14 protein-coding genes and 1 riboswitch are annotated in these 14,269 nt (G+C 36.0%); of the genes, 2 read left to right on the top strand and 12 right to left on the bottom strand.

Annotation, left to right across the window (positions count from 1 at the left end):
• Positions 1-33: 33 nt before the first annotated feature.
• The 4 genes from AC3IS5_RS04325 to AC3IS5_RS04310 form a co-directional block, all read right to left on the bottom strand.
• A complete protein-coding gene (locus AC3IS5_RS04325; protein ID WP_489426701.1) occupies positions 34-1,035 on the bottom strand; it encodes an LLM class flavin-dependent oxidoreductase in 1,002 nt (333 codons plus the stop codon).
• Positions 1,036-1,129: 94 nt separating this feature from the next.
• Positions 1,130-2,602 (bottom strand): alanine/glycine:cation symporter family protein, encoded by a 1,473-nt coding sequence (locus AC3IS5_RS04320; protein WP_489426700.1) that lies wholly within the window; start codon positions 2,600-2,602, stop codon positions 1,130-1,132.
• Between the two features lie 420 nt (positions 2,603-3,022).
• On the bottom strand, positions 3,023-4,477 hold the full coding sequence (locus AC3IS5_RS04315; RefSeq protein WP_489426699.1) for an alanine/glycine:cation symporter family protein: 1,455 nt from the start codon (positions 4,475-4,477) through the stop codon (positions 3,023-3,025).
• Positions 4,478-4,686: 209 nt separating this feature from the next.
• Complete coding sequence (locus tag AC3IS5_RS04310) at positions 4,687-5,484, bottom strand: alpha/beta hydrolase (protein ID WP_489426698.1); 798 nt, start codon at positions 5,482-5,484, stop codon at positions 4,687-4,689.
• A gap of 123 nt (positions 5,485-5,607) precedes the next feature.
• Here AC3IS5_RS04310 and AC3IS5_RS04305 point away from each other — a divergent pair, with 123 nt between their 5' ends.
• A complete protein-coding gene (locus AC3IS5_RS04305; protein ID WP_427733631.1) occupies positions 5,608-6,120 on the top strand; it encodes a gamma carbonic anhydrase in 513 nt (170 codons plus the stop codon).
• Between the two features lie 171 nt (positions 6,121-6,291).
• On the opposite strand, the gene metK is transcribed toward AC3IS5_RS04305, so the two are convergent.
• The gene (gene metK, locus AC3IS5_RS04300; RefSeq protein WP_489426697.1) at positions 6,292-7,488 is read right to left on the bottom strand and encodes a methionine adenosyltransferase; all 1,197 of its coding nucleotides are present in this window, start codon (positions 7,486-7,488) and stop codon (positions 6,292-6,294) included.
• Positions 7,489-7,749: 261 nt separating this feature from the next.
• Positions 7,750-7,868: riboswitch (SAM riboswitch) on the bottom strand.
• A 202-nt stretch (positions 7,869-8,070) separates the two neighbouring features.
• Here metK and pckA point away from each other — a divergent pair.
• Positions 8,071-9,657, top strand: coding sequence for a phosphoenolpyruvate carboxykinase (ATP) (gene pckA / locus AC3IS5_RS04295; protein ID WP_489426696.1), 1,587 nt, complete (start codon positions 8,071-8,073; stop codon positions 9,655-9,657).
• A 606-nt stretch (positions 9,658-10,263) separates the two neighbouring features.
• On the opposite strand, the gene AC3IS5_RS04290 is transcribed toward pckA, so the two are convergent.
• The 7 genes from AC3IS5_RS04290 to AC3IS5_RS04260 all read right to left on the bottom strand — a co-directional run bounded on the left by AC3IS5_RS04290 (position 10,264) and on the right by AC3IS5_RS04260 (position 14,175).
• The gene (locus AC3IS5_RS04290; RefSeq protein ID WP_489426695.1) at positions 10,264-10,722 is read right to left on the bottom strand and encodes a hypothetical protein; all 459 of its coding nucleotides are present in this window, start codon (positions 10,720-10,722) and stop codon (positions 10,264-10,266) included.
• 4 nt (positions 10,723-10,726) lie between these two features.
• Positions 10,727-11,512 (bottom strand): alpha/beta hydrolase family protein, encoded by a 786-nt coding sequence (locus AC3IS5_RS04285; RefSeq protein ID WP_489427815.1) that lies wholly within the window; start codon positions 11,510-11,512, stop codon positions 10,727-10,729.
• On the bottom strand, positions 11,490-11,963 hold the full coding sequence (gene ytkD, locus AC3IS5_RS04280; RefSeq protein WP_489426694.1) for an RNA deprotection pyrophosphohydrolase: 474 nt from the start codon (positions 11,961-11,963) through the stop codon (positions 11,490-11,492). Before ytkD ends, AC3IS5_RS04285 begins: the two co-directional genes overlap by 23 nt.
• Positions 11,964-12,014: 51 nt before the next feature.
• On the bottom strand, positions 12,015-12,326 hold the full coding sequence (locus AC3IS5_RS04275) for a hypothetical protein (RefSeq protein WP_053416703.1): 312 nt from the start codon (positions 12,324-12,326) through the stop codon (positions 12,015-12,017).
• Between the two features lie 351 nt (positions 12,327-12,677).
• Positions 12,678-13,100: a VOC family protein gene (locus AC3IS5_RS04270; RefSeq protein WP_489426693.1), complete on the bottom strand. Its 423-nt coding sequence runs from the start codon at positions 13,098-13,100 to the stop codon at positions 12,678-12,680.
• 171 nt (positions 13,101-13,271) lie between these two features.
• A complete protein-coding gene (locus tag AC3IS5_RS04265) occupies positions 13,272-13,454 on the bottom strand; it encodes a YjfB family protein (RefSeq protein WP_038188115.1) in 183 nt (60 codons plus the stop codon).
• Positions 13,455-13,533: 79 nt separating this feature from the next.
• Positions 13,534-14,175 carry a hypothetical protein gene (locus AC3IS5_RS04260; RefSeq protein WP_489426692.1) on the bottom strand — a complete coding sequence of 214 codons (642 nt, stop codon included), beginning with the start codon at positions 14,173-14,175 and terminating at the stop codon, positions 13,534-13,536.
• Positions 14,176-14,269 lie beyond the last annotated feature (94 nt).

Here is a 14,269-nt window from a genome sequence, read left to right as displayed (position 1 = left end):
TACATAGCTAAATTTGCTAAGTAGAGGTTATTTTTAAATTATTTCTTTTGCAATTAGTTCAAAGGATTTTAATTTGTCTTCAAAATTATAAGCAATCGTTACAAGCATCACTTCTTCTGCTTGGTATACTTCTGCTAAGTTTTCAATTTGTTCTTTTACTTGTTGAGGATTTCCCACAACTAATCTTTTACGGAATTCCTCAATACTTTGCAAATCATAGATTGTATATGGATAATTCATAGCTGTTTCAATAGATGGTGTTCCAGCTGATGGCTTACCTTGTACTAAACGGAGCATAGTCAGTTCCTTTGAAGATGCAATTTTCTTAGCATCTTCTTCAGTCTCTGCACATACAACAAAGACGGCAACTGCTTGCTTTGGCTGTTGCAAATATTGAGATGGTTTAAAGCGATCTCTATATGCCTTTGCATAAGAAGGGCCTCCATCACCATTAATAAATTGAGCGAACATATAAGGTAAGCCTTTTTCCGCTGCTAAATATGCTGAATTAGCACTTGAACCAAGCATCCAAACAGGTGGAGCGCTATTGGTCACTGGCGTTGCTTTTAAGCCTTGGAATTGATGACCTTCTGGTACTGCATCATGCAAATACATAAGTAAATCATCTATCTGGTTAGGGAACTGATTGACATCACGAAAATTCCCATCATGTAAAGCATGGGTTGCACGTGGCATTCCACCTGGTGCTCTTCCCATCCCTGCATCTATACGCCCTGGGTATAAGGCTTCTAATAACTTAAAATTCTCTGCAACTTTATATGCTGAGTAATGTGGTAGCATCACACCACCTGATCCAATACGAATACGCTTAGTTGCTGACGCTAAATGAGATATTAGTATTTCAGGCGATGAACCCGCTAAAGTTGTTGTATCATGATGTTCTGAAACCCAGAATCTTGAATATCCCCATTCTTCTGCCTTTTGTGCTAAAACAGTTGTTTGTCGCAATGCCTCGACAGCATTGGACCCTTCAGAGATGGGTGACTGGTCTAATATACTTAATCGAATGTCCAAAAAATCGCCTCCTAGCTAAAGAGTACCGAAACTTATAAATTAACACCAATAAAAAGTACTAAGGGCAAATGGAATACCCTTAGCACTTAGAATGTTATTCTGATTTTTTATTTTTATTGTAGTTAACCCAGAAGTTTGCATTTTTGATACCTAATTGTTCTGGATTAAATACAGGGTCTTTTCCTTGTTTCTTCTGGGCTTCATAGTCTTTTAATGCAAGTAGAGCTGGCTTCATAACAAATAGTATACCTATGACATTAACCCAAACCATTAACCCTAATCCTACATCACCTAGAGCCCATGCTATAGTAGAAGTTTTTACTGTCCCATAGAACACGGCAGCCAAGAAAACAAATTTCATAACCCAAATCCATAACTTCTCGGCCTTTCCTTTAAATAGATATGAGATATTTGTTTCTGCTATATAGTAATATGCCATTACAGTTGTAAAAGCAAAGAAGAATAAAGCAATGGCTACAAATTCTGAACCGAATCCTGGTAAAGCAGAGTCCACTGCGTATTGTGTATACGCCGCACCAGCTTCAATATTAGACGCTACAATCCCTTTACCAAAGTCACCTTGATGAAGGAATGTTGCATTCGCTTCATCATAAACATTAAAAGTCCCTGTAAACAAAATCATGAATGCTGTTGCTGAACAAACTAATAACGTATCAATATAAACGGAAGCCGCTTGCACGATACCTTGTTTAGCTGGATGAGATACTTCTGCTGCTGCTGCTGGATGGGCTCCTGTACCTTGACCAGCTTCATTTGAGTAAATACCACGTTTTACACCCCAGGCAATTGCAGCTCCAATGATACCCCCAAAGGTTGAATCCAGAGCAAAGGCATTTGCAAAGATTAATTTAATTACTGCAGGTACTTCAGTAATATTCATTAAAATAATCACAATCGCCATTAAAATATAGGCAATAGCCATAAAAGGTACAACATATTGGGCTACTTTTGCAATTGATTTAATACCACCAATAATAATAATTGCTAACAAAACAACGATGATAAGTCCTGAAATCCACATTTTAATCCCAAAAGCACTTTCCATTGCCCCTGCAATTGCATTAGTTTGTACGCCAGGCATTAAAACTGCCATTGCGATTAATGCAATAATGGCAAAAATTACACCAAAACTTTTTTTCCCCAAGCCTTTTTCAATATAGAAAGCTGGACCACCACGATATTGATCATCTTTTTCTTCCTTGTAAATCTGAGCGAGTGTCGATTCAACGTAAGCTGTCGCGGCTCCAATAAAAGCGATAGCCCACATCCAAAACACCGCACCCGGTCCTCCAAACGCAATAGCTGTAGCTGTACCTGCAATATTACCTGTTCCTACTCGACCAGATAGCGCAATCGTCATAGCTTGGAATGAAGAAATACCTTTTTTTGACTTTTCCCCTTTGAACATAAGAACACACATGTCTTTTACCAATCGAACTTGTAAAAATCGTGTAATGATTGAGAAAAATAAACCTACGGCGAGTATGCCATAAATCATCCACGGTCCCCATAAAAAGTCATTCAGAAACGAAACAAAACTCACCATCCATTCTCCTCCTTTTTTATTTTTTAGTTAATACTTCGTATTTTCTTTTAATGATAGGAATATAAAATTTATAAAAAAGCATTAGCGGATATGTGTTACGTTCTGTTATATAGCTAAATTTCATAAACCGTAAACCATTATATGTGTTATATATAGAAAAATCCGAGAGGTATACATTATTATTTAAGGACAGAGCTTTATCTTTTAATCATTAAATCAATATTTTTTTCTACAAATTCAATTAGAAAATATTACTCTCTTCTCCACTTATGGCAAACCAAAAATTTTCGGCAAGAAAAAAGCGCCCCTTATGTCATTGTCAGACTAAGAGACGCTCTATTATATTTTAAAACTTTAATATTTTTATATGAATACAAAATTTCATTATCGGATAAATCGATTCAAATATCAGTTAAATACTTATTTTCTTTCTTTATTTTTTTGTTCCCAGAAATCAGCATTTTTGATTCCTAATTTGACTGGATCGAATTGTGGGTCAATACCTTGCTTTTTCTGCATTTCATAATCTTTTAATGCAATAAGCGCCGGTTTCACCAAGAATAATAGCGCTATGATGTTTACCCAAACCATTAGTCCTAGACCAATGTCACCTAAAATCCAGGCTAAATCTGATGTTCGAACGGCACCATAGAAAGTCGTAGCAATAATAATAATTTGTACGACACGTATGCCGACTTTCTGCCGCTTCCCTTCAAACATATAAGCAATATTCGTTTCAGCAATGTAATAATAAGCCATTGTCGTTGTAAAAGCAAAAAAGAATAATGCAATGGCAACAAAACCCGATCCTACCCCAGCATTCGGGAATGCACTATCGACAGCTGCTTGAGTATAGGCTGTCCCTGCGATAATACCTGGTGCATTTTCAACTAAATATTCACCTTTACCATCATCTAATTGGACATTATACATACCTGAGAATAGAATCATAAATGCTGTTGCCGTACAAACTAAAAATACAGCTAAGTATACAGAAGCTGTTTGTACTAGACCTTGTTTTACTGGGTGAGATACCTCAGCAGCAGCAGCTGGATGTGGCCCCGTACCTTGTCCAGCCTCACTTGCATAAACACCACGTTTTACTCCCCACGCTATTGCTGCACCGATCATCCCACCAAAAGTAGAATCTAGACCAAACGCACTTCGAATAATTAAAGAGAATACTTCAGGTACCTTCTCAATATTAATTACAATAATAATAGCTGCGACAAGAAGATATCCTAACGCCATAAACGGTACAATAAAAGAAGCTACTGAAGCTATACGTTTTACGCCACCTAAAATAATAGCTCCTAAAATAACACAAACTACTAAACCTGAAATCCAGTGCTCTATGCCAAATGCAGTATACATCGAGTCAGCAATAGCATTCGACTGCACGGTTGGTTGTAAAAATGACATTGCTACAACTGCTGCTACAGCAAAAATCATTCCTAACCAACGCTTCCCTGTACTTTTCTCGATATAAAATGCAGGTCCACCTCGATAAACACCGTTTCTTTTTTCTTTATATATTTGTGCTAATGTTGATTCTACATAAGCGGTTGCAGATCCTATGAAGGCAATTACCCACATCCAGAAAATTGCACCCGGTCCCCCAAAGGCAATTGCTGTAGCAGTACCTGCAATATTACCTGTCCCAACACGACCAGATAATGCCATAGATAATGCTTGGAAAGAGGATACACCTGCTTCAGATTCTTTACCACTGAAAATTTGTTTAAACATGTCTTTCAATAAACGGACTTGTACACCTTTTGTTAATATAGTAAATAATAATCCGACTAGTAGAATACCGTAGATCATCCACGGTCCCCATAAAATTTCATAAACACTGGTAATAATGGCTTCCATCTATCGTCCCCCATTGATCATAATAAATTATTCCAAGAATAATATATATTGCCAGTTTCAAATAAAATAAAAAGACATTCTATTAAAATAGCAATTGTTATGTATTATATATCAAAACCATAAAATTGGGAATATCCCTTATGTGTTATATGACAATTGAAATCGGTTACAAATAAAAAAGACGGAATTTTGTAAAATTCCGTCTAAACTTAAATAATATATCCAACTGATTTTAATGTATTAAAGATAAAACTTTCCATATATGCATAAATATCTTCACGTTCAGGTTCTTGGAACAAATCATGATAACAAGCTTTCCATTCCTTATATTGATACTCTGATAAACTTTGTTGTGCTAGCCATTTTTTACAATACGCTACATCCGCTATTTTATCGTTGCCACCAGTCATTAATAAAATCGGGATATTTGGAAATACCGTTTGTTGTGATATTCCTTTCATGAATCCATGAAGTTCACGATACCAATTGACAGTAATGACATCATTATAGTAAATATCATCTTTTTCTTCTTTATAAAATTCATAGCTTCTCGTTAAGTGTTTAATGTTGATTTCATGATTGATTTTCAGATTTCCAGTCAGTTTACTTAGACCTGTTAAAGCATTTGATAATTTGGATGGTTGGTGTTTTAAATGCATCCAAGGTGACGTTAATATCACACCTGTACATTCGTACTTGAATTTTTCAACAACATGGATTCCTAAAATAGCTCCTAAACCATGTCCCACTACAAATACAGGTAAGTTATATGTTAAAGCTGCTTGCATTAGTTGTTTAACAAATGTTTCGTAACTTTTAAACTCTTCACTATGCACACGTTTATGTCTACTCTCTTCTCCATGTCCAGGTAAATCTCCTGAAATAACATGAATACCAGATGTTCTTAAATTTTCGATTAACCATGCATAACGACGATGATGTTCGTATGCACTATGTATTATTACAGCGACAGCTCTTGCTTGGCCATCCGTTTCCCATTTCCACATTACTCTCTCACCTCATAAATTCCTATGTATATATTCTAACGTATTCTGACTATTTCAGTTCCATTCAATGCTTCCTTTTGTTACGATAATAATACATAATAACTTGAAATGAGGCGTTTTTCGATGATTTATCCATTTAGAGACAAAAAACCATCTATTGACCCATCCGTTTTTATCGGTGATAACGTAATTATCACTGGTGATGTTACTATCGGACCTGATTCTTCTATTTTTTACAATACAGTTATTCGCGGAGATGTTTCGCCTACGATTATCGGACGCAAAGTGAATATCCAAGATTTATGTTGTTTACATCAAAGTCCTGCTTATCCACTTATCTTAGAAGACGATGTGACAATTGGACATCAAGTAACATTACATAGCTGTACTGTAAAAAAAGGCGCTCTTGTCGGGATGGCTTCAATTATCCTAGATGGTGCTGAAATTGGTGAAGGTGCATTTATAGGTGCCGGCAGTCTCGTTTCACAAGGCAAGAAAATCCCTCCAAACACATTAGCATTTGGACGCCCTGCAAAAGTTATTAGAGAGTTAACAGAGGAAGATAAAAAAGATATGGACCGTATTGTCAACGAGTATTACGAAAAAGGACAATATTATAAATCACTTCAAAAATAATTCAATCAAGATGCCTGAGTATCGTTTTTCAAACGATTTCTCAGGTTTTTTTATTCTCTTACTATGAGTTTCTTCTATATAAAATAAAAAATATCCCGAGCTACGATGATTACTTAAATAATCAACATGTAACTCGGGATATTTTATGTTATTGAGATTTTTTAGATTGAATTAAAGTCCCGCTTTTTCTTTTAAAACGGCAGCTTTATCTGTAGCTTCCCAAGGAACATTCAAATCTGTACGGCCAAAGTGACCATAAGCAGCTGTTTGTTTATAGATTGGGCGACGTAGATCAAGCATTTTAATAATACCAGCTGGGCGTAAATCAAATAATTCACGAACCCATTCAACTAAATCTGCTTCATTTACTTTACCAGTACCGAAAGTATCGATTGCAATTGAAACTGGTTGTGCAACACCAATTGCATAAGCTAATTGTACTTCACAACGCTCAGCAAGTTCAGCTGCTACGATATTTTTGGCAACATAACGTGCTGCATAAGCTGCAGAACGGTCAACCTTAGTCGCATCCTTACCAGAGAAAGCACCGCCACCATGACGAGCATATCCACCATAAGTATCTACGATAATTTTGCGTCCTGTTAAGCCTGCATCACCTTTTGGTCCACCAATTACAAAACGACCAGTTGGGTTGATGAAGTATTTTGTTTTTTCATCTAGTAATTCAGTAGGTACAACTGGAGCAATTACACGTGCTTGTAAATCCTCTTTAATTTGCTCTAATGTTACTTCTGGATCATGTTGAGTTGAAATAACAATTGTATCCACACGAACTGGACGATTATTTTCATCATACTCGATTGTTACTTGTGTTTTACCATCTGGACGTAAATAATCTAACTCTTTTGTTTTACGAACTTCAGTTAAACGTCGTGCTAATTTATGTGCCAAGCTAATAGGTAAAGGCATTAACTCAGGTGTCTCGTTACATGCGTATCCGAACATTAAACCTTGGTCACCTGCACCAATTGCTTCAATATCTTCATCTGTCATTGAGCCTTCGCGTGCTTCTAGTGCTTGGTCAACGCCCAATGCGATATCAGCTGATTGCTCACCGATTGCCGTTAAAACAGCTACGTTTTCGCCATCAAAGCCATATTTACCACGTGTATAGCCGATTTCCATTACCGTTTCACGAACGATTTTAGGAATATCAACATAAGTTGATGTTGTAATTTCTCCTGCTACTAATACAAGACCAGTTGTTACTGTAGTTTCACATGCTACACGTGCATTCGGGTCTTTTGAAACGATTTCATCTAAAATGGCATCCGAAATTTGATCACAAATTTTATCTGGATGTCCTTCTGTTACACTCTCTGATGTAAACAGTCGACGGTTTGTCATTTGGTTTCCTCCTATTATCTGCGAGATTGCCTCGGAAATGATACGGTACTCATTACCCATGTTAGTTCTTTCCAGTAGGATTGAACGCCAAGCCGTTGCTGCCTTTAACACGAGGATTCTAGAAAGTGCCACTATATAAATAGAACCGCATAAATTACATATACTTATCAAAAATTTAGGAATTGGTCTATTTTAAATAAAAAAACCCTTCCCCCCATTATTACTAATGAGTGGAAGGGAATAATTCATAAGCACCTTTCACTCTTATCGTTCAAGGATTAAATCCTTGCATCAGATTGAGCACCAGCGCATCACATAAAATCACAATGCAGGTTGCCGGGTTTCATAGGGCCTGACCCTCCACCAGCTCGGGATAAGAGTATCCGTTCAATTTCTCATATTAGAACATTATAGCTAAGTTGTCAACCTCTTTTTTATTTCTAAAAAAAAGTACAACTTTCAAAAAAATTATATGGTGATTAGTATAGATTAATTAACTAAATGTGTTATACTAATTTCCGAAATGAATTATAAATCCCCTCTATTAAGAGGAATAATATAAAAAGGATGGTACGTAAAACGATGAATTCAGTAGAAATTACGAATGAACTGAAGGAATTATTGAAAGGTGAAAATATTCTTGAACAACTTTCAGTACCACAATTAACAGAAAAAGCTACTTCACGCGGTGAGGCAATCCTAACTGTTGATGGTGCAGTAAGAGCAGTCACAGGAAAATATACAGGTCGTTCTCCTAAAGATAAATATATGGTTGAAGAAGACAGTTCAAAAGACAAAATTGATTGGGGTAAAGTAAACAGACCAATTTCGTCGGATATCTTCGACTCATTATACACTAAAGTAGTAAACTACTTAAAAGAAAAAGAAGAATTATTTGTATTTAAAGGTTTTGCAGGTGCAGACCCATCATCTCGTTTAGCTATTCGTGTAGTGAACGAATACGCTTGGCATAACCTATTTGCACATCAATTATTCATTCGTCCTACTGAAGAGGAATTAGAAACTCATGAAGCTGACTTCACAATCGTTTCTGCTCCAACTTTCAAAGCGGACCCAGCAGTAGACGGTACTGATTCAGAAACTTTCATTATCGTTTCCCTTGAAAAACGTATCATCCTTATTGGCGGAACTGAATATGCTGGAGAAATGAAAAAATCCATTTTCGGTATCATGAATTACTTATTACCACAACAAGGTATTCTTTCAATGCACTGTTCAGCAAACGTTGGTGAAGCAGGCGATGTAGCATTATTCTTCGGTTTATCTGGAACTGGTAAAACAACTTTATCTGCAGATGCAGATCGTAAACTAATCGGTGATGATGAACATGGTTGGTCTGACAACGGTGTATTCAATATCGAAGGCGGTTGCTACGCTAAGACTATCAACCTTTCTAAAGAGAAAGAACCTGAAATCTACAATGCTATCAGTTTTGGTACTGTATTAGAAAACGTAGTAGTAGATGAAGAAACACGCATTCCTGACTACGATGATGTTTCGCTAACAGAAAATACTCGTGTTGCTTACCCAATCCAAAATATCGAAAACATTGTTGATCCATCTGTTGCAGGCCATCCTAAAACAATCATCTTCTTAACTGCAGATGCATTTGGCGTATTGCCTCCAATCAGCAAGTTATCAAAAGAGCAAGCAATGTATCACTTCTTAAGTGGTTTCACATCTAAACTAGCAGGTACTGAACGTGGTGTTACTTCACCTGAACCAGTATTCTCAACATGCTTCGGTTCTCCATTCCTACCACTTCCAGCAACAGTTTACGCTGAGATGTTAGGTAACAAAATCGACGAACACGAAGTAAACGTTTTCTTAGTAAACACTGGTTGGACTGGTGGCGAGTACGGCGTTGGTAACCGTATGAAACTTTCTTACACTCGTACAATGGTTCGCGCTGCAATTGACGGTAAACTAAATAACGTCTTTACTGAAAAAGATGCTATCTTCGGTTTAGAAATGCCTGTAGCTGTTGAAGGTGTTCCTACTGAAGTATTAAATCCACGAAACGCTTGGAAAGATAAAGAAGCTTATGATCAAAAAGCTTCTGCACTTGCTGGCATGTTCCGAGAAAACTTTAAAAAATTCGGTGTTGTATCAGAAGATATCGTGAAAAACGGCGGTCCTATCGCTTAATTCATGCAATATAACAAAAAAGGCCACTCTCCGAGTGGTCTTTTTTATTTTAAAATATATATAAATTGATAAGACCGTTAATTTCCACTACGGTGGACTCTTTCTGCGGGAGTCGCCACCTCCGCTCCAATCAACTTTTTGAAGTTAGAAAAATGATGACGAATATAATTCGAATATGCTACTTATTTAGAGTGGCCAATAATTACACAAACACATTAATTATCCCTAATACCATATTCAAAACAATAAAAATTAATATAATTGTAATGATACGATGAAATGTAAGAACCTCTACTTCTTTATCTTTATAACGCTTATATAGAATCCATAAAACAATTGCTCCTAATAAATAAATTAATTTAAATGCTAAATATACAATCTTAAAAATAGTCAACTTTTCAAAAACACCTGTCCTTTTCTGAGTTAAATCAGCTTTTTTATTTCATTCTAGCTATTACTCTACAAATATTCTCGAAAGCATTGTTATGGTATCATTTTTCTTAAGAGAATCGTAGCGCTTGACTATAAAAAACAGGGCCAAGCATCTAAAATAATAATCAAACAAAAAACATTCAGGATATGAGCATTCTGAATGTTTTTGTTTGATTATTCAACGTCATCATCATAAAATACCGCCTCTGTATGAGGATTAGAAAATTGTTGTATCACTTCTTCAGAATATGCTCCTGTGACCTTATTAAAGCGCACCTCAAAGCCGTAATCCCTAACCTCTATTCTGCCATTACCATTTTCATCATAATAGCGCATAGAGAACCATTTTAATTTTCCCTCTTTATTAGCTGCATGATTTTTAAAAAACGTACGATTATCATCTGTTAGAGGAATTCTTTGAATTTTTATAAGACCTTCATCTTTAGAGATATCTGATATTTTTTTTAACTCTTCAATAACGTCATGTTCTTCTTGCCAACTTTGAATTTCTACATCTACACACTCTTTTGTGAATTCATCGCAAAGAGTCGGCCAAAATGGATATATTTCCTCAAAACTTGCATCAACTTTTACTTTATCCAGGTCGACTGTTATTTTCACATAACCTAGCATAAGTTCACCCCTTTTGGAGTTTCATCCAATTGCATGCGCTCTTAACCATTTTTTGATTGACTGCACTAGGGAAAAAATGAGTATAGTCATTAAAATACCATGTTTCTACATGCTTATTAAATGCCTTTAAGCTTTCTTCAAGCAATAAAGCATGATGCAATCCAACGTTCTCATCCTTTTTACCATGAATAATTAATACCGGTGCATTTAATTTACTTATCTCCGCAATTGGTGAACGCTCTTCATAAGCCTCAGGCACCTTTGTTGGTGATCCACCTATTACCCTTTTCATCATTCTGCGCATATCTATACGTTCTTCATACGTAAATTTAGGATTAGAAACACCTGCCCAAGTCACAATAGATGTAATGTCATCTCGCAAAATCCCAGTCCAAAGCGCCATCAGACCACCTCTAGAAAACGCGAAAATATGAATGCGATGTGTACGACAAAATTGTTTTAATACATCGACACCGTTTACTGCATCATAACGGTCATTTCCACCAAATTCATCTCGACCTTCTCCACCACGATTTCCGCGGTAATACGGTGCAAAAACCACTAATCCTTGCGATGCAAATTGCGCAATACGAGCAGGTCGCACCATACCAATCCCTTGCATACCACCACGTAGATAGAGTAGTCCTTCATAAATACCCTTTGCGACTGGCTCTGCAAGTAATCCTTTCACTCGTAAACCTTCTGACCAATATGTAATTTCAGTTAGACGAACTTTGGGATTTGGAGACGGATAATCACGACGACTTTCAACGAAGCCATTTATCTTCACGCTCACTCACCTTCTCCAACATTTTTTTCATCCCTGCATCTTTCATGTAGAAACTTAGTCGATCATTATTATGTAACTCTTCATCCGATAGCAATACAGCTCCATTCGTTTCAAATTTTTGCTGAATGTCATCGATTTTCAATACATTTGCCACATATACTGCTTTACTAAATGGATGCTCATCATGAACATAGTAGGTTGCTAACCATTCTATCTCATGAATGATAGCACCTGTTTCTTCATATACTTCCCTTTCAGCAGCTTGTGCTAACGTCTCTTCTCCTTCTACTTTGCCCCCAGGAAATTCAAGGCCCCGTTTTGGATGCTCCGTTAATAACCACTGTTTATGATATTTAGCCAAGACTAGTACATGCTTAGGCTCCATGTTAAAAGCATTTTTCTTAAAAGATAATTCTACACCATTACCGTTTAAATCTGTAAATGTAAACATACCTTCGATCACTCCCTATTGCTCTAAGTGTAACGAAGGTATGTTTTTCAATCAACTATAATATGGCATTTGTTCAATTAGTTGCTTCGTTTCAGTATCGCCAAATTCATGAACAAGTGCATACAGTTTCTTTAAACGTAGATCAACTTCATCGTTTTCCTGATCTAAATGGTATGGAATGTAAGGTAATTGAGCTCTCCATATACTCTTCCCATCAAAGTATTCCGCTTGATTAAATAGTTGGTCAAAAATTTTTATATATTGAGGTTCGATTTGAAGTTTAAATTCCCATGGGGATTCGTCAGGAGAAGTATAGTAACGCTGATTTGCAATCGAAACGTAAAGTGTAATGGGTTTATTCATCATATCATCCTTTTTTTAATATAGGATAACCTAATCTAAATCAATTATACTTTGACGTCCAGCAAAAGTTATCAGTGAAGAGCATCATAAAGAAATGCTTTTATGAAACATTGAATAAATTAGATTTAGATACCTCACATAAACAACCTTTCTCTATTGCTCAGCAAGTGAATATTGCTTACGTAGTATAAATAAAACGTAAAAACCCGCCTCTACGAATCTTTAAGTAAAGGCGGATTCAAAATTTTTATTGTTGATATTATTTAGATAAACCCTATTAATGTGCCACATTTTATTCATCTTATTAAAGCTCGGACAGTACTGCAAAAAGTATATCCAACACCAAATATATTAAGCTTCTTCACCCTCATGGCTAAATTGCCATTCGATACCAAACTTGTCCTTTAAACTTCCATAGCATTTGCTCCAAAATGTTTCCTGTAACTCCATAGCAACTTTTCCACCAACTTTTAGTGCATCAAATGCAGATTTAAGTTTTTCTTCATTGTCACTAACAACGGCTAAGCTAACATTATTTCCTACTATAAAAGGAGAACCAGGGAAAACATCAGAAAACATAACATTACTTCCAAGAATGTTTAGTCGAGTATGCATGACTAAATCTTTTGCTTCCTCTGGTAAAGTATATTCAGGATTTTGTGGCGAATCACCAAAAGTCATAATTTCTGGTTTCTCTGTGTTAAAAACCTCTGCATAAAACTCCGCTGCTTCGCGACAATTTCCATTAAAATTAAGATACACATTAATAGCCATTTTGCACACTCCTCTTTTCACTTCATATTGTTTCAAACATAATTACATTCTAATTTTATATTTCCAACATATAGTAGTCAAATTTTTCAGTTTTATAACTCGTAATTAGAACTTTTTCAACCCAATAAAAAAACCACGTACTACAAAGTTGAAGTACGCGGCTTAAGCAAATCAAACTTGGACGTCAATAGTTGCCCCTTTATAAGGGTGAGCCGCTTGAGCAGGCTCTGGCATTGCTTCTAATAACTGTACGGCTGCTGTCGCTTGCATATTCATCGAATTTTGCAGAACGCTCATTTGTACTGTCTGTTGCAGCTGTGCAAGATCCATTGACATCATAGAGTTAATATCCATTAGTATCACTCCCTTATCTTTAATAGTATCGGAAATTCCAAGATATTATTAAATGCATGCAAAAAATCCCTTGTAACATTTATATGTCACAATTTTTTTGAATCGCCGGTACAAGAGTTTGGAGAGGATTAAGAATATCACTATTTATTTGTTTACTTGCTTCTACCATCGATAACTGTGCTACTGCGATTACTTGAGTACTGTCTTCTACCAACTTCTCTAACTCTTTAGTGACAATTCTATTGTGTTCTTCTAGTTGGCCTTCCATGACTAGCTTGAATGCACCTTCAATAATATGTACTTCAATATCTAATGATTTACTATCTTTGTTTGCGAATTGATTCAAGCGGTTGATGGTTCCTTCAACTGTTGCTGGATTCGTAAATACAATTTTTAATGGCTTTGATAAGTCACAAATTTCTTGGAAGAAAGGTTCGTCTAATTTAATTATTGGTTTCATACTTTGATAATTTTCATCCAATAAAGCAATATAATTCGTACAAGTAATCAAAGTCGCATCTACACCACTGTTCTCTATCCATTGAATCTGCTCGATTACTTTGCGTTTTGCTTCTTCAATTGAAAATGTATGATCGTGATTGATGCGATTTATTAAACCTGGATCGACAAAATGCTGTAACTCCACATTCATTCCAGATAACGCCTCTTCTATATATCGGATATTGGAATAATGGGCATGTAGGCAACCTAATAATTTCATCGTACATCCACCTTTCTTATTCGGAAAATAATACTTAGATATGTAAAGCCTATATGAAGACACATAAAAAGACCAGTAACTTTTCGTTACTGGT

This window comes from Viridibacillus sp. KH_047 (assembly GCF_057838945.1).
This window is presented reverse-complemented; position numbering and strand designations above follow the sequence as displayed.